This is a genomic window from Dyella sp. C11 (assembly GCF_003121485.1).
GTDB lineage: Bacteria > Pseudomonadota > Gammaproteobacteria > Xanthomonadales > Rhodanobacteraceae > Dyella.
Genome location: NZ_QAVX01000001.1, coordinates 244,764 through 260,321 on the forward strand (window position 1 = coordinate 244,764; position 15,558 = coordinate 260,321).

Consider the following 15,558-nt stretch of genomic DNA (forward strand, 5'->3'; position numbering starts at 1 on the left):
CTGGTAACAAAAAACGCCGCGGCATGCCGCGGCGTTTTTTGTGCGTGGATTTCCACTGTAGGAGCGCACCTTGTGCGCGACCGCCCATTAGGGCGCCTTCACCGTGATGATTGTCGCGAACACTGTCGATCGAGGTCGCTGGCGACTCTGCGGTCGCGCACAAGGTGCGCTCCTACAGGGGGTAGGATGCTGTGCAAAAAAAAACCCGCCTTTCGGCGGGTTTTTCGATACGGGTGACGCCAGCGTCAATCGTCATCCTGATTGCGGAACAACTGGCGAAGCAGGAAGAACGCCCCCACGGTGCCGGCAATAATCGCGGTGGTGGCCACCGGGTGGCGGGTCACGTGGCGACGCAGGCGTCGATACTGATAGTTGGCCTCGTCGGCGAAATCTTCGGCGGCGTGGCCGACGCGGCGCGCATACGTGGTGCGGTTGCGACCGAAGCGGCGGCCAGCTTCGCGACCGCGCTCCACCAGCTCATCGGCGCGGCCTGCGGCCTCACCAGCGTAATGGCGTACTCGGTCCCGGACGCCGTTGACGGTGCTTTCGATATCGTATTGACGGCTCATGGCGTCCTCCTTGCGTGAAGTGATCTCACGTTGCCAGCGCTGGTGTGAGCGGTGCGTAAATAATGGCCAGACGTGTTCAGCTGCGATGATGGCGCCATGCCGGCGTCTCAACCCCGCGGGCGGCCAGCGCGCTGGCAATGATTTGGCGGACAGGTGGCAGCGCCCGGGCCGCCTGCAGCAAGGCATGGCGGGCGATGTGCGCGGCGGGGTGATCGTTCGTATACATCTTCACGATGGCAGCGGTCGCGGCATACAACGGCCACGTCGCCTGTCGATGCAGGTGTTGATAGCGACGCAGCACGCGGTCCGCGGCGATATCCCCGCCTGACGCCGCCACTTCCGCGAGCAGCCTCGCCAACGTTTCCACGCCACGCAAACCGAGGTTGAAGCCATGGGCGGTGACAGGATGCATGCCCACGGCCGCATCACCCGCCAGCGCAAAGCGATGTGCAACGAAACGGTGCGCATAAGTGCCGACCAGCGGATACGCATGCCGTGTGGATACCAGACGCATCGCGCCATGGCGATGACCGAAGCGTCGTTCCATGTCCGCGTTGAACGCCAACTCGTCCAAGGCCATGACCCGCTGCAAGTGATGCGGCTGCAGCGTCAGCACAACGGATGCTTCGTTGCCTCGCAGGGGCAGCAATGCCAGCGTCTGTGCGTGACCAAACCATTCCAGTGCTTCGCTGTGGTGGGATTTTTCGAGCGCCATGCGACAGACCAGCATCGTTTTGCCGAAGTCGTGCATCTGCGCTTCGATGCCGGCTTCACGACGCAGCCGTGAGAAACGACTGTCGGCGGCGATCACCAGTCGCGCCGTAATGTGTTCGCCACTGGACAATCGCAGTTGTGCGCTGTCGCGCGGCAGCATCAGCCCTTCGACCGACGTATCGCACATCAGCGTGACGCGTGGTTCGTGCTCTATGCTCACAAAAGCGGCACGACGTATGCGGTCGTTCGGAACGAGAAAGCCAAGTTCCTCTTCGTGGCTTTCATCGGGTGTCACACGAAGCCCTCGCGTGTTGCATCCGTTCAGCACGCGAGCGCTGCGCAACGCGGAAACATCCGTGGACTCGACTCGTTGCCAGATGCCGAGTTCGCGCAGCATCCGCACGGATTGCTGTGTCAGTGCGATTTCGCGACCGTCGAACGGTGGTTCGCGCAGCACGTCCAGGGGTTGCTGCTCAACGAGGAGAAGGCTGAGGCCCGTTTCTGCCAGGGCGCGGGCCAGACAGAGCCCGGCAGGGCCGGCGCCGACGATGGCGATATCGACGTTCATGGTGAACATGCAAGGGAAGGTGCCTCATGCTATCGAGCACGGGGACACCTCCCTTGATACGGATCAACGCCGTGCGATGTTCCATGCCCGCACGCGTTCAGAGCGTGCTTTCGGCGCCCGTATTGGCGGGGTCCGGCACGGGTTCGGCGCGCAGGCTTTGACGTCGGCGGAGCGTGGGAAACATGGCCATCCACAGACCCACCACGACCAGCGTGCCGATGCCGCCGATCAGCGTCGCATTGATGGCGCCCACCCACGCGGCCAGCAGGCCTGATTCGAACTCACCGAGCTGGTTGGAGGTGTTGATGAAGATGGCGTTGACTGCGCTGACGCGGCCGCGCATTTCATCGGGCGTGTCCAGCTGCACGAGTGCGCCGCGAATCACCATGCTCACCATGTCGAACGCACCCAGCGCGAACAACGCTATCAGCGACAGCCACAGCACCTTCGACACGGTGAACACCAGGGTGGCCACGCCGAAACCGGCAACCGACGCGAACATGATGGGACCGACCCGTCGTTCCATGGAGTGACGCGCCAGCCACAGCGACATCAGCAACGCGCCGACGGCGGGCGCCGCACGTAGCAAGCCCAAGCCCCAGGGGCCGGTATGCAGCACGTCCTTTGCAAAGATGGGCAGCAGCGCCGTGGCGCCGCCCAGCAGCACGGCAAACAAGTCCAGCGAAATCACGCCGAGAACGTCGGGTCGATGGCGAATGAAATGCACGCCGGCGAACAGGCTCTTCAGCGTCGCCGGCTCGCGCTTGGGCTGCGCCTGCTCATATCGCATGCGCATCATCAGCACCACGGCAATCAGGTACAGCACGGCGCACACGGAATAAACGACGCCGGCGCCGGCGACATAAAGAAAGCCGCCTACCGCGGGACCCATGATCATCGCGGCCTGACCTGCCGATGCACTGGCGGCCATGGCGCGCGGCAAGATCGCCGGTGGCACCAACGCCGGAAGCATCGACTGCAGCGCCGGAAATTCGAAGGCCTTGGCGACACCAATGATGAAGACCAGCGCGAGAATGGTCGTCTCATGCGCCAGATGCGCAAGACTGATGATGGCCAGCACCACGATGGCCAGCATGTCGACGATTTGCCCCAGCATCACGATGCGACGACGTTCGAACTGGTCGGCCACGTGGCCTGCCGGCAGTGCCAGCATCACCGATGGAAAGAACTGCACCAGGCCGATCAGCCCCAGATCCAGCGCGCGGCCGGTGATGGCGTAAATCTGCCAACCCACCGCCACCGACAACATCTGGAAACCGAAGCCCGAACAGATGCGGGCGAACCAGAACTGCACGAATGCGGGATGCGAACGCAGCGATTCCGCAGAAGCTTGCGCGGGAGAAGGGGACATGCGGGGATCCTTGCGGGGACGCGACCATTATCGGCAGCTGAAGCGCCAAGGCAAAGCACCGCAGCTTCACGCGCATGTGACCGGCGCTTGCCGGCAACGATCCTAGCGTGGTCCCAAGACAATCGAAGGACGAGGTGCGTCATGGGTCAGTTTGCCGAACGCGTCTACACCGATCCGGCGAAGATTCGCCGATTGGAGTCCCTGGTCGATCAATTGCCGGCGAACGGCCACGTGGTGTTGCAGCTGGTGGACGGCACCAGCTACGACGGCGTGGTGTGTGCGCGTCCGAATGTGCAGGTCTTTCGCGATCCGCAGGCGAATGAAGGCATCAACGGCGTCGTGCGCCTGGAACGACCCGATGCGCCGATGTGGTCCTGCTACGTATGGCTGGGTGACATCCATCGCGTGGAGCATCTGGATTCCACCATGGGCAGCGAGAGCTGAGCCCTCGCTGCCCAAGCCATCATGCGGTCTGTATCTCGCCGGCGAGAGCGATGGGACGGGCGGTCGCGCGTGGTGTCGCATCCAGGCCGAACAATGGCCGCAGCCAGCGCGTGCGACGAATCAGGCCTTCATGCAGAACGGCGCAGCCGACCACCGTGCCCAACAGCATCAGCGTGGGTTCCAACACGGGACCCAGTTTCTGCGGAATCAGCCAGTAGGCGATGGCGAGCATTACGCTCTGGTGCAGGATGTACCAGGGGAACACGGCTTCGCGCGCATACGGCAGCCAGCGGAACGGTCGGTTGAGATAGCGATGGCCCCAACCCAGGACCGCCGCGATGGCGCTCCATGCATAGAAGAAATGCAGCGCGCGCATGCACAGATGGATATCGTTGATCACATTCGATGACCACGCGCTGGTGTCGGCGAAGCTGCCCAGGTTGTCCAGCACCAGAAAGGCGGCGAAGCAGGACACCGCCAGGCCCAGTGAGCGCCGACGCAGGCGAGCCAGTTCGTCCCAGACACCCACGTGTGTGCCGATGACGTAGCCGTAGAAAAACATCGTGGCGTAGTTGGCATGGGCGTACCAGTCGCCAATCACGGCGTGATTCTGCGGAAAACGTGCGGCAAGCAGCAGGTTCCAGCTCAGCACCGGCAGCGCAGGCACCACCAGCAGCGGCCAGCCGCGCAGGCGATGGAGCGTGCCGATCAGGCGTTGCCCGGGACGCGATTCCAGTGCCGGCAGCAGGGCAATCAGCACCAGCGTGAAATTCCACACATAGGGCAGGTACCACAGGTGGTTCCAGGTGACGCCGAAGTTCCAACCGTCGAACGCACCTGCCGGCCACGGACCACCGGTCCAGTAGCGCAGCAGGAAGTGGCCGAAGCCCGGCGCCACCAATCCCCGGTCGACGCCCTGTACATAAGGCTGGATGGGCACGACCACGGCCATGCCGAACAGCAGCGGCAACATCAGCCGCACCGTCCGTTTCCAGGCCAGCGCCGGCAGGCTCAGGCGGCCACGCAGGAAGTGCACCGCCATGCCCGAGATCAGGAACAGCAGGTCCATGCGCCAGAAGCTGGAGGCCAGCATGGGGTACTTCAGCCAGTCGGCGATGTACGTGCTCTTGAGGTGAAAGGTCCAGTCGTCGGCCGGGCCGACGTACAACATGCCCAAGTGGTAGAGGATCAGCAGGCCGAAGGCCAGCACGCGCAGGGCATCGATGTCGTGGCGCCGGTTCATGGACGAAACTCCGTGGGAAAGTGCCGCGCATGCTCCGCCGCGGGCATCCCTGCGTCGCCCGCTAAGTGATTGATTGACCGGAAACAGGGACGAGTGGCGAGTAGCCAGGGACGAAAAGGGCGGGTTCGGTCGCTGCAGCCCGTAGAATTCCCGCATGACCGCCAAGCCCGCCTTCGACTTCGCCCGGTTCCAGCGCTGGCGCCGACCTTTCGAGATCGGTTTCTGGGTCGTCTCGCTGACGATCAACACCGTGTTCAACGGGATGGTGGCGTGGTTCGACGACACCTATCGCGCCCACCGGGCCGAAAGCATCGAGCCGTGGATCTGGGAGGCGAGCAGCAGCCTGGTCATTCTGGCGCTGGTGCCCTTCGTGGTGATGGCAAGCCGCCGTTGGACACTGCGCTTCGGCAACTGGCGACGGAACCTGAAGATCCACCTCGCGCTCAGCGTGGCGTTCTGCCTGGCACACGTGAGCCTGATGATCCTGTTGCGCGTCGCAGCCTACCGGGCTCTCCTGGGCTGGCACTACCACTTCGGCGACGACTGGCTGCAGCAGCTGGGCTATGAATACCTGAAGGACATCCGCACCTACTTCCTGTTCCTGGCCATCATCGGCGGCTACCGCCTGCTGGTGCTGCGGCTGCAGGGCGAGGCGAGCCTGCTGGCGGAACCGGACGAAGGCCCGCCGGTGGAGCCCGTCGATCGCCCGGAGCGTTTCCTGGTGCGCAAGCTCGGTAAGGAATTCCTCGTCGCCGCGCGCGAGATCGAATGGCTGCAGGCCTCGGGCAATTACGTGAACCTGCATGTACGCGGGCGTGACTATCCGCTGCGCGCCACCATGGCCGGCATCGAGGATCGACTCGACCCCAGCCGTTTCGTGCGCGTGCACCGCAGTTACCTGGTGAACCTGGACTACCTCACCGAGATCGAGCCGCTGGAAACCGGCGACGCGCGCCTCACCATGCGCGACGGCGCCACGCTCCCCTGCAGTCGCCGCTTCCGCACCCAGTTGCGCGAACGTTTCGGCGATGCGCCCGTCAGTGCCTGAGCCGGCGGTTGCGCTGCGGCGCCGCCCCGTTCCACTCTTAACGCCTATCCGTGTCAGGAACGCATCCATGAATCAGCGCCTCCGCTTCGCCGCCACCGCCTTCGGGCCCCTGTTGCTGCTTGCCGGTTGTTCCCAGTCCGGCGACCAGGCGCCCCAGCAGGCCGCGCAGGCGCCCGCCGATGATTCCGCCGACAAGCTCAACACGTATCGCCAGCTTCAGCGCATCGGCAATGACGAGATGGCGGTGACGATGGGCAAGGAAATCATCGCGCGCTATCCCAACAGCGATGCGGCAAAGGAAGTGCAGCAAAGCCTGCCCGAGATCGAAAAGCGCTACACCGAGAACAGCGAGAAGAACCGTCTCGCCGGCCTGTGGCGCAATCAGGTGTCGCCGATGGCCGGCGGCACGCAATCCACCGCCACCATCTACACCAGCCAGCCCGCAGGCGACGACCGCGTGCGCCTGGTGCTGCGCCGTCACACCGAGTGGGGTCAGAACGCCTTCCTGTTCAACGGCGGTCCGCATGGCTTCGTGTGCAAGGGCGTGTGCTCCATCAAGGCCACGTTTGACGGCAAGCCCGGCACCATCAGCGCGTTCGCACCCACCACGGGCGAGCCGGCCCTGCTGTTCAAGGACGACAAGGGATTCATCGCCCAGCTGGAAAAGGCGAAGAAGATCACCATGGACGTGACGCTGCAGGACGGCGAGAAAAAGGAAACGCTGGTGTTCGAAACCGGCGGCTTCGATCCGAACAAATGGCAGCCCGTCACCAAGACGGCGGCCAAGAAAAAGTAAGGTCCACGCGCACGCCTCTCGCGCGTTTGGAACGCCGGAACTCACGGAGATGAAAGTCATGGCAGTCAAACATCTGCTCGCCACCCTCGCGGTCGTCGCAGCGCTGAGCGCATGCACCCGCGTCGGCCAGGATTACACCACCCGCATGGAAGCCCGCCAGCAGGCTTATGTGACCGCGGCAGGCGCGCCCGTCGACAGCTTCCGCTATTTCAGCCTGTGGTCGTGGGAGCCGTTGAGCGACTCGGCGCTGGCCGTGTACACGCGGCCGAACGAGGCGTGGCTGATCGATCTGGATGGCAAATGCCGCAATCTTGAATTCACCAACCACATCGGCCTGACGTCATCGGCAAGCGAAGTGTCGGCGCGGTTTGACCGTGTGATCACGGGGCCGGCGGATGCGCCTTGCTTCATCAAGCAGATTCGGCCGGTGGATATCGCGAAGTTGAATTCGCCGCAGCAGGGCAAGCCGCGTGAGGTGGAGGAGGCGCCGCGGCCGGCGAAGTAAGGTTTGCTGGTTGTTGTTTTTGCGATGTGTGTTGCGATGTGTATTGCGGTGTTTGTGCGTCGTGTATTGGACGACGCCTCCGCGCATTTTCTCCCTCTCCCCTTTGGGGAGAGGGTTGGGGTGAGGGGTGGGTGTTCGCGACACCGTTTCTATACCTCACCACCATCCTGGCGAAGACGTTCCAATCCCTCGCTGTCATCCTCGCGATGACGTTTCTACCCCTCACCGTCATCCCAGCGAAGGCTGGAGGCGCTTTTCAACGGCCGAAGGGCCGGTCATCCAGTGGCTTTGCCTTTGCTCTTAGGCTCTTTATCGGCCTCTCCGCGACCTGGTTCGCCTGCCGCGGGCTTCCGAACTGCTGCCGCAGTCCGGGTCACTTTCTCTTGCTTGCCCAAGAGAAAGTAACCAAAGAGAAGGGCACCCCCACTTGGCGCTGTCTGGGCTTGCAGCCCAGCCAGCCCGTGAGGAGCGGCCGGGCTTTTCGACCGGGCTCCTGCCCGGGCGAAAAGTGCCTGACATCCATGTCAGGCACCCCTGCGGGGCCTGATCGTCCACCCCTCACCGCCGCACAGGGGGCCCAAGATCAAGAGCGGAGCAGACGGCTCGTGCAGCTTCGCTGCACATCGCGTCGCGAAGCGTTGCACGCGTAGCGGCTTCTTCGTGGGTCGGCCACGCCGCTTTCGATCCCCCTGTAGGAGCGCACTTGTGCGCGACAACCCCACGCCACGGTCTCATCCAGGCGCCGGTCGCGCACAGAGTGCGCTCCTACAAGGGGATCGCGAGAGCGAAAGGGTTGCTTCGATTGACCATGGCCATCGTTGCGCCGATGAACAGCACTTCGGGCCTTCGCCGGGATGACGATTGGGATAGAAACGGCAGGCGCTAAAGGCGGGTTCGAATGACGGGGGCGGGAGAAACAACAAGCCTGCAAACACGTCTCTCAATTAAGAAACAACTTCTCCGCCAACTTCGCCAACGGTTTCTCCATCGCATTCTGCAACCGCGGCGGCAATTCCAGCGGCTTCAGCAACATCTTCACCGTCATCTCCGCGGGAATATTCCGGCGCAGCAAATCCTGCGCGCGTCCGGTGACACGCTTGAACTCTGCGTGGTTGTCCTTGTGCTGCGGATAGCACTGGTTGAACACATGGCGCAGTGCGATGTCGCTGTCTTCGCTGCGAATCTCGTTCACGCGGCGCAAGATGGCCCGGAACACCTTGTAGCGACCGAAGCCTTCGCGTTCGCGGTAGAGGCGATAGTGTTGGTAGAAGTGCTTGTAATGGCGCACTTCGTCGCTCTTGATATGGCCCGTGAGCTGTTTGAGCACCGGCTCGTCGGTGATGTCGTTGAGTGCGCGATAGAGGCTGGCGGTGCCGGTTTCCACTACGCAGCGTGCGGCCAGTTCCAGTCCGCGGCAGGACTCCAGTTCGTCGGCGGTGCAAACCGCACCATATTCGGCCCAGAACTCGGCAAAACCCTTGTCCCAGTCGAATTCGGGCCACACGGTTTTCACGTAGGTGGCGAGCGCACGGCCGTGCTGCAGTTCTTCGTGTTCCCAGTGTTGGCTGAGCCAGGTCTGCAGTTCCTCGTCGCCGGCAAAATGGTCGACGAGGTTGTGTGTGTAGAGGTCTGAGCCGCTTTCGACGAACGATGCGCTGCACAGCAGGAAAAACAGATCTTCGTTCTGGCGGATGCGAGGGATTTCGATTCGGCTGAAGTCCAGGCTTTCCAAGGTCCAGGGCAACGATTGGGCGTAGCTCACGCGGGCATTCCTGTGCAGGGCTAAGGCGTGGCTCGACGCGGAACGCGGAGCCGGCCTGACATGACGATCTTGTGACAACAGCATACGACGAGACGGCGACGCGGGATTAACGAGCGCCGACCCGGGAAGTCAGCGCACCACGGTGACGGGCACGTGCGCCCGCTCAAGTACGTCACCGGAAACCGACCCCAGCAACCAGCGCGCGAGGGCGCCGCGCTCGGTGTGGCCGATCACGATGTGGTCCACGCCGTGGCGACGTACCTGTTCCAGCAACACGTCGCCCGGGCTGCCGCGCACGACTTCGGCATCGATGAGGGACGCGCCACCGGGAACGAGTTGCTTCACTTCGTCGAGCAACTGCGTGCAGCGCCTGGCGCCCTGGTCGGTCATCAGCAGCGCGCAGGTATCGGCGCTTCCCTCGGTCATCTGCAGCACGCTCACGACCCGTACGCGACCACCCGCGGCCTGGGCCATTTCCACGGCAAGGCGAACGGCGCGTTGGGAGGTGGCGGAGCCGTCATAGCCGACCAGCGAGTACTTGAGCATGCGCCATCTCCTGGCTAGGGCAGGCACACTGCAGGGGACGGGTGAAGCGGACCGTCGACGGCGCGTGCCTGCGGTTCTACGGATGTCGACACCAGCGTAACGCCGGGCGGCCAGCCCCGGCTACGGTGCGTTACGGTCCGGCCAGGACCTCGCCCCAGGGGCCTTTAAGCCTCGCGACAGCGTGGTCCCGGGGATCGTTAACCGTGCAGCCAGCTATTTCTACATGACGTTCACGGCGACTGCCGAGGATGGAAGGGGCTGAGACGCGCCCAGGGTTGGCGTCGTCCGGGTCCTCACTCATGACAAGGAGACTGCGATGATCAAGCGTACGTTCGGAATGGCGGCTTTGGTGCTGGCTTGTGCGGGTGCCATGACGGCGCTGCCCGTGTCCTCCGCCAAGGCGGCCGACGCTGAAGTGAAGTGCGACCTGAGCTTCAGCATCTCGGGCTGGTCGCTGATCTACAAGCACGCCGAAGGCTCCGGTACCGTCGTGTGCAGCAATGGCCAGCGCGCCAACGTCAAGATCTCGGTCAACGGCGGCGGCCTCACGGCTGGCAAGTACCACATCGACAATGGCAAGGGTGACATCACCCATGTGCACAACATCGACGATGTGTTCGGCAGCTACGCGCAGGCGGGTGCCGAGGCAGGCGTGGTGAAGAGTGGCGAGGCGCAGGTGCTGTCCAAGGGCACCGTGTCGCTGGCGCTACATGGCAGTGGCGAAGGCGTGAACCTGGGTGTTTCCGTCGGTGCGTTCGAGATCGAACGCGTGAAGTAACCCTCGCCGCGGGATAGGCGGTTCAAAGGGCGCCTGATGGCGCCCTTTGTTTTGCAGCGCGTACACTTTGCGCGTTTCCTGCCCGGAGTGTGGTCATGCGTCGATTGTTGTTACTGCTGTTTTTAAGCCTTTTCCTGGGGCTGGCACTGCCTGCGTTCGCCGATGAATCCGCGGTGGCCATGCCGCAGGCGGGACAGGTGGCTCCGGAGTTCCACCTGCAGGACCAGAACGGCAAGTGGCACACACCCGCAGATCACAAGGGCCACTGGGTCGTTCTGTACTTCTATCCGAAGGACTTCACGCCGGGTTGCACCACCGAGGTCTGCACGTTCCGCGATGACGTGGCCAAGTTGCGCCAGCAAGGCGCGGACGTATTGGGTGTGAGCCTGGACGACGTGAAGTCGCATGCTGAATTCGCCGCGAAATACCACGTGCCGTTCCCGCTGTTGTCCGATGCGGATGCGAAGACGGCGCAGGCCTATGGCGTGCTCGCCTCGAAAATGGGCTTCAAGTACGCGCACCGCACCACCTTCCTGATCGACCCGCAGGGCAAGATCGCCAAGGTCTACCAGGATGTCGATCCCGAGAAGAATTCCACGCAGGTGCTCGCTGACCTTGCCTCGCTGAAGGCGGCCTCCTGATGTTGCTGAAGGTTCGTGGTGACAAGAGTCGTACTGACGGTTTTGCGTTCTGGCGCCTGGTGACGTGGCTCATCCTGTTGCTGGCGGCCTACGGTTGCCTGCAGTACGCGCTGCATGCCGCGCGCCTGTGGGAGACGTTGCAGCCGCTGCCGGCATCGGACGCGGAAGACATCCAGCAGCTCCACCGCATGCTGGCCTGGGATGTCGTGTACTTCCTTGGCGCGTTCGCGCTGGTAGTGATCTGCGCGGGTGCTATTCTCCGGCAGCTTTGGTCTCGCGCCGCGCTGCAGGTGGCCGCCGTGTTGCTCGCGGTGGGCTGGGGATTGGTGGGCGGGCTGACGCTGTATTCGCAGTGGCACCAGTTCAGCCAGGGCATGGCCGCGACGAACGCCCAGTCCGGGCTGGATACTGCCTCGCAGCTGGCGCTGGATCAGATGCATCGCTCCGTGCTCATGGCGCTGGCGATCAAGTTCCTGTGCGTGCCCGTGCTGGCGTGGCTGGCGTGGGCGCTGGGACGTCCTGAGGTGAAGGGGCAATTCCACGGGCGGCGTCCACGTTGAGCGATTCAGGTCCGGTTGCCGCGGCGCGGGTTATCGCTGCGGCGTCGTCCGTGCCGGATCTTTCCATGCCCCTGCGCCGTCTCTCGCTTGTCGCCGTTCTCTCGCTGGGCAGCCTGTCGCTGCATGCGCAGGACCTGGCCACGACTTGTCACGCCACCAGCAGCTACGACCTCACCGTGTCGCCGGGCCGGCTTGTGTTCGATCGACCGCAACCGCTGCCACGTCAGGTGGAGTTGCGCGATGGCAGCCTGAGCACGGACGGCACACCTGTTTCCCTGCGACCGGATGATCAGGACAGGCTGGCCGTGTTCGAGCGTGAATTGCGCGCCCTGATGCCCCGCGCCAAGGCGGTCGCCGGTAACGGCGTGGATATGCTGGCGGCGGCCATGCACGACGAAGGGGCGCGGCTTTCGCTTGATCCAGCCACGCGCACGGAGCTGGACCGTCGGGTCGCAACGCGCGCCACCGAACTCAAGCAGCGCATCGCCGCCAGCAACAGCACCCACGACTGGCAGGGCAACCTGGCCGACCAGTACGCCAACCAGCTCGCCTCGGACCTGATGCCGCTGCTGGCCAACGATCTGGGCCAGCAGGCCGTGAATGCCGCCATGACGGGTGATCTCCAGGCGGCAGCCAACCTGCGCGACACCGCCGCCGACCTCACCACCCAGCTGCGCCCCCGCCTGGAGCAGCGCATGCAGGCGCTGGCCCCGCAGGTACAGGCGCTTTGCCCGGCCGTTCAGCGCCTGGCCGAATTGCAGCAGGGCATTCGGGCCGCCAATGGCCAGCCTCTCAACTTGCTTGAGGTCGGCCAGTAAAACCGGGGCTGAGCATGAGTCTCTCCTTCGCCCGGGATTAACCTTCTGCTAAGTGGCGGAGGACGAGGATGGCACCCGCTCACTCGTTCTCGGCTGTCAGGAGGCGACCTCGTGTCGCACGCACCGCATTGCAACGCGCTCATTCGTCGTGGTATCGATGACCGGGACCTGTACCGCAGGGCCCTCAGGCGGGTCCGGGAGCCCGGCCTGCAGGCACTGCTGGCCGAAAACCTGCAGACGCTGGACACGCTGATCGGCGACCTTCAAGCACAGGTTCACGCGACGGGTGGCACCCCCGCCAGGCACGGCACGCTCGCCGGTTCAGTACGCAGCGCCCTGGCCGACATGGTCACCGGCATGGCATCCAACCGTGATACAGCCTGGGTGCACTACTTGGCACGCAACGAATGCGGGCTGCTCCATCGCTTCGAGGAGCAGATGGCACGGGCATCCGGCGATACGGCGCGTGTGCTGAGAGTCCAGTTGTCGCGCCTGTACGGCATCCACAAAGATATGCACTGCCTGGCCGGCACCACGCACGGCTGACCGGTTCCACCCCTCAAGGAGTGCATGTGCCGTCGACCCCTGCGGACGTGCTGGATTTCTGGTTCGAGCCGGCATCGCAAGCGATGTGGTTCGATCGCAGCGATGCGTTTGATGCGCGTGTGCGCGAACGCTTCGGCGACACCCTGGAGGCCTCGTTGCGCGGCGAACTCGATGCCTGGACGCAGACGCCCGAAGGTTGGCTGGCGCTGCTGATCGTGCGCGACCAGTTCAGCCGCAATCTGTACCGCGAGTACGCACGCGCGTGGGCAGGCGACGAAGCCACGCAGGTGATCGCGCTGGACGGCATGGCGCGCGGCGACGATCAACGGCTGACGGCCTTGCAGCGCGTGTTTGCCTATATGCCGCTGGAACATGCGGAAAGTCGCGTGCTTCAGGCGCATTGCGTACATCTGTTCGAGCGCCTCGTCGCCGGCCAGCCCGACGGCGAGCGCCCCGCCATGCAGCACTTTCTTGATTTCGCCCGGAAACATCACGATGTAGTAGCGCGGTTCGGACGTTTTCCCCACCGCAATGCAGTGCTCGGTCGCCCGGACACGCCTGAAGAAAAGACCTATCTCGCCACACCGGGCTCGGGTTTCTGAAAGTCGTCTTGCGTTTGATCATCAGCGTTGGTCACCGATGACAAGGAGTTCACCAAGCGACGCTATCTCTTCATCACCCTGCTCTTGCTGAGCGCCTCCGCGTACGCGAGCAATACCTATCGCGTCGGCAGCGAGGTACTTACCGTGGGCGACAGCGCGGTTCGCGCCATGCAGCTCATGGGCAAGCCGGACTTCAAGGAGCCCGTGCAGAGCGACTACGGCGGTTACCAGGGTGAGCGCTGGCAGTACATGCGTGATGACGGGCGCGTCGTGATCATCACCATCATCAACGGCAAGGTGTCGGATATCGCCGATCGCTCGCGTTAAGCGAGCGCGTGGACGGCTAAGCGGGCTTGGCCCACAAGCCATCGCGGCGGAGGCGCATGTCGCCGCGTGGCATGTCGTCGCTAAGGTGAATTCTCCAGCCCGGAGGACCACCAGCGATGCGTCGATATCTTGTTCTGGCCAGCCTGTTGTTTGCATGCGCGGCGCACGCCGGTGGCGGCACCTTGCGTGTCGGCAGCGAGGTGCTTTCACCGGGCGACAGCGCCACGCGCGTAATCGAGTTGCTCGGCAAGCCCTCGTATCGGGGACACGCCAAGGCGCCCAGCAGCCGGTCAGGCGGCAAGAAGGGCGCGAAGTCTTCATCGTCCTCGGGCGGCGAGCAATGGCAATACCGGCAGGGCAACCGGATCGTGACCATCGTGTTGGCCAACGGCAAGGTCACGTCCATCCGCGACGACGGACGTTGATGACGATGGCGGCCTGCGTGCCGCTCATGCGATAAGGGGCGCGTTTCCAGGGAGATCGCGCCATGTCCGACGTACTTCAATCGACAGACAGTCGCTCGGGCAGCCTGCTGCGGTCGCGTGGCCCGGGTGCGCACGGCAAGGTGACCAACATCGAGCTGTTCTTCGATCTGGTGTTCGTTTACGCGGTGACCCAGCTCTCCCACACGCTGCTGCACGACCTGAGCCTGTCGGGTGCGTTGCACGTGCTGCTGCTGTTCCTTGCCGTGTGGTGGGTGTGGATCTTCACCGGATGGATCACCAACTGGCTGGACCCCGAGCGCCTCGCCGTGCGGCTGCTGGTACTGGCGCTGATGCTCGGCGGCTTGCTGCTGTCCACGGCGTTGCCCGAGGCCTTCGGTGAGCGCGGCAAGGTGTTCGCCATCGCCTACGTCGGCATGCAGGTGGGGCGTTCGATGTTCATGGTGTGGGCGTTGCGTCATGCCAGCCAGAGCGCGCGATTCAATTTCTATCGCATCACGCTATGGCTTGCGGTCACCGGCGTGTTGTGGATCGTGGGCGCGTTCTTCGCGCAAGGCGAAATGCGGTTGGCGTGGTGGGTAACCGCATTGCTCATCGAATACCTGGGGCCGGCGGCGTATTTCTACGTGCCGGGCCTTGGTCGCTCATCCACCAGCGAATGGGACGTGGAAGGCGGGCACATGGCGGAGCGCTGCAGCCTGTTCGTGATCATTGCGCTGGGTGAATCCGTGGTGGTGATGGGCAGCAGTTTCGCGGACAGTGCGCGAACGCCGGATCTGTGGCTTGCCTTTTTCGTGGCCTTTCTCGGTTGCGTGGCCATGTGGTGGATCTATTTTGACCTGGCCGTGGAACGCGGCAGTCGTTCGATTCGGCAGTCGGCGGACCCGGGGCGCACCGCGCGACTGGGCTACACGTATCTCCACTTGCTGATCGTCGCCGGCATCGTGGTGTGTGCCGTGGGCGATGAGCTGAGCCTGGCGCATCCGCACGCGTTGGCGGAAACAGCGGAAATCGCGGTGCTGCTGGGTGGCCCGGCGCTCTATCTGCTGGGCAATACGTTGTTCAAGCAGACCGTGAATCACACGAATCTGCCGTTCTCGCATCTGGCGGGTTTGCTGCTGCTGGCCTTGCTGATATGGCCTGCGCGCAGCATGTCGGTGATGTCGCTGGCAACGGCCACTACGGTCGTGCTTGTGCTGGTGGCTGCGTGGGAAACATTGTCGTTGCGCAGCGTGCGGCGAGAGCTGTACAGCGAGGCGAGCGAGTAAGTCGTCGC

General features: G+C 63.8%; 19 protein-coding genes. 13 read left to right on the plus strand and 6 right to left on the minus strand.

Annotated features, from left to right (window positions below; genetic code table 11):
- Window positions 1–245: 245 nt before the first annotated feature.
- From DK366_RS00990 to DK366_RS01000, 3 genes are all read right to left on the minus strand, one after another.
- Entirely contained in the window at window positions 246–569 is a 324-nt protein-coding gene (locus tag DK366_RS00990) for a hypothetical protein (protein WP_109123649.1), read from the minus strand.
- Window positions 570–645: 76 nt separating this feature from the next.
- On the minus strand, window positions 646–1,860 hold the full coding sequence (ubiM, locus tag DK366_RS00995; RefSeq protein WP_343125606.1) for a 5-demethoxyubiquinol-8 5-hydroxylase UbiM: 1,215 nt from the start codon (window positions 1,858–1,860) through the stop codon (window positions 646–648).
- Window positions 1,861–1,948: 88 nt separating this feature from the next.
- On the minus strand, window positions 1,949–3,223 hold the full coding sequence (locus DK366_RS01000) for an MFS transporter (protein WP_109123650.1): 1,275 nt from the start codon (window positions 3,221–3,223) through the stop codon (window positions 1,949–1,951).
- 141 nt (window positions 3,224–3,364) lie between these two features.
- On the opposite strand from DK366_RS01000, the gene DK366_RS01005 reads away from it, so the two are divergent.
- The gene (locus DK366_RS01005) at window positions 3,365–3,667 is read left to right on the plus strand and encodes a DUF3247 family protein (protein ID WP_109123651.1); all 303 of its coding nucleotides are present in this window, start codon (window positions 3,365–3,367) and stop codon (window positions 3,665–3,667) included.
- Window positions 3,668–3,686: 19 nt separating this feature from the next.
- On the opposite strand, the gene DK366_RS01010 is transcribed toward DK366_RS01005, so the two are convergent.
- Window positions 3,687–4,910 carry an acyltransferase family protein gene (locus tag DK366_RS01010; protein WP_109123652.1) on the minus strand — a complete coding sequence of 408 codons (1,224 nt, stop codon included), beginning with the start codon at window positions 4,908–4,910 and terminating at the stop codon, window positions 3,687–3,689.
- Window positions 4,911–5,064: 154 nt separating this feature from the next.
- On the opposite strand from DK366_RS01010, the gene DK366_RS01015 reads away from it, so the two are divergent.
- The 3 genes from DK366_RS01015 to DK366_RS01025 all read left to right on the plus strand — a co-directional run bounded on the left by DK366_RS01015 (window position 5,065) and on the right by DK366_RS01025 (window position 7,259).
- Entirely contained in the window at window positions 5,065–5,958 is an 894-nt protein-coding gene (locus tag DK366_RS01015) for a LytTR family DNA-binding domain-containing protein (protein ID WP_109123653.1), read from the plus strand.
- A gap of 67 nt (window positions 5,959–6,025) precedes the next feature.
- Window positions 6,026–6,754, plus strand: coding sequence for a hypothetical protein (locus DK366_RS01020; protein WP_109123654.1), 729 nt, complete (start codon window positions 6,026–6,028; stop codon window positions 6,752–6,754).
- Between the two features lie 58 nt (window positions 6,755–6,812).
- Entirely contained in the window at window positions 6,813–7,259 is a 447-nt protein-coding gene (locus DK366_RS01025) for a DUF6491 family protein (protein WP_198651376.1), read from the plus strand.
- Window positions 7,260–8,199: 940 nt separating this feature from the next.
- On the opposite strand, the gene DK366_RS01030 is transcribed toward DK366_RS01025, so the two are convergent.
- Window positions 8,200–9,021, minus strand: a complete 822-nt coding sequence (locus tag DK366_RS01030) for a ferritin-like domain-containing protein (RefSeq protein WP_109123656.1) — start codon at window positions 9,019–9,021, stop codon at window positions 8,200–8,202.
- Between the two features lie 129 nt (window positions 9,022–9,150).
- Window positions 9,151–9,567, minus strand: a complete 417-nt coding sequence (locus DK366_RS01035; RefSeq protein WP_109123657.1) for a universal stress protein — start codon at window positions 9,565–9,567, stop codon at window positions 9,151–9,153.
- A gap of 316 nt (window positions 9,568–9,883) precedes the next feature.
- Here DK366_RS01035 and DK366_RS01040 point away from each other — a divergent pair, with 316 nt between their 5' ends.
- The 9 genes from DK366_RS01040 to DK366_RS01080 all read left to right on the plus strand — a co-directional run bounded on the left by DK366_RS01040 (window position 9,884) and on the right by DK366_RS01080 (window position 15,550).
- Window positions 9,884–10,345, plus strand: coding sequence for a hypothetical protein (locus DK366_RS01040; protein WP_109123658.1), 462 nt, complete (start codon window positions 9,884–9,886; stop codon window positions 10,343–10,345).
- Window positions 10,346–10,440: 95 nt separating this feature from the next.
- Window positions 10,441–10,986 carry a peroxiredoxin gene (locus DK366_RS01045; RefSeq protein ID WP_109123659.1) on the plus strand — a complete coding sequence of 182 codons (546 nt, stop codon included), beginning with the start codon at window positions 10,441–10,443 and terminating at the stop codon, window positions 10,984–10,986.
- Entirely contained in the window at window positions 10,986–11,546 is a 561-nt protein-coding gene (locus DK366_RS01050) for a hypothetical protein (protein WP_109123660.1), read from the plus strand. Before DK366_RS01045 ends, DK366_RS01050 begins: the two co-directional genes overlap by 1 nt.
- A 65-nt stretch (window positions 11,547–11,611) precedes the next feature.
- A complete protein-coding gene (locus DK366_RS01055) occupies window positions 11,612–12,364 on the plus strand; it encodes a DUF2884 family protein (protein WP_109123661.1) in 753 nt (250 codons plus the stop codon).
- Between the two features lie 111 nt (window positions 12,365–12,475).
- A complete protein-coding gene (locus tag DK366_RS01060; RefSeq protein WP_109123662.1) occupies window positions 12,476–12,910 on the plus strand; it encodes a PA2169 family four-helix-bundle protein in 435 nt (144 codons plus the stop codon).
- Between the two features lie 26 nt (window positions 12,911–12,936).
- Window positions 12,937–13,512 carry a DUF924 family protein gene (locus DK366_RS01065; RefSeq protein WP_109123663.1) on the plus strand — a complete coding sequence of 192 codons (576 nt, stop codon included), beginning with the start codon at window positions 12,937–12,939 and terminating at the stop codon, window positions 13,510–13,512.
- A 27-nt stretch (window positions 13,513–13,539) separates the two neighbouring features.
- Window positions 13,540–13,839 carry a DUF2845 domain-containing protein gene (locus DK366_RS01070; protein ID WP_232820859.1) on the plus strand — a complete coding sequence of 100 codons (300 nt, stop codon included), beginning with the start codon at window positions 13,540–13,542 and terminating at the stop codon, window positions 13,837–13,839.
- A gap of 116 nt (window positions 13,840–13,955) precedes the next feature.
- Window positions 13,956–14,264 (plus strand): DUF2845 domain-containing protein, encoded by a 309-nt coding sequence (locus DK366_RS01075; protein ID WP_109123664.1) that lies wholly within the window; start codon window positions 13,956–13,958, stop codon window positions 14,262–14,264.
- A 62-nt stretch (window positions 14,265–14,326) separates the two neighbouring features.
- The gene (locus DK366_RS01080) at window positions 14,327–15,550 is read left to right on the plus strand and encodes a low temperature requirement protein A (RefSeq protein ID WP_109123665.1); all 1,224 of its coding nucleotides are present in this window, start codon (window positions 14,327–14,329) and stop codon (window positions 15,548–15,550) included.
- Window positions 15,551–15,558 lie beyond the last annotated feature (8 nt).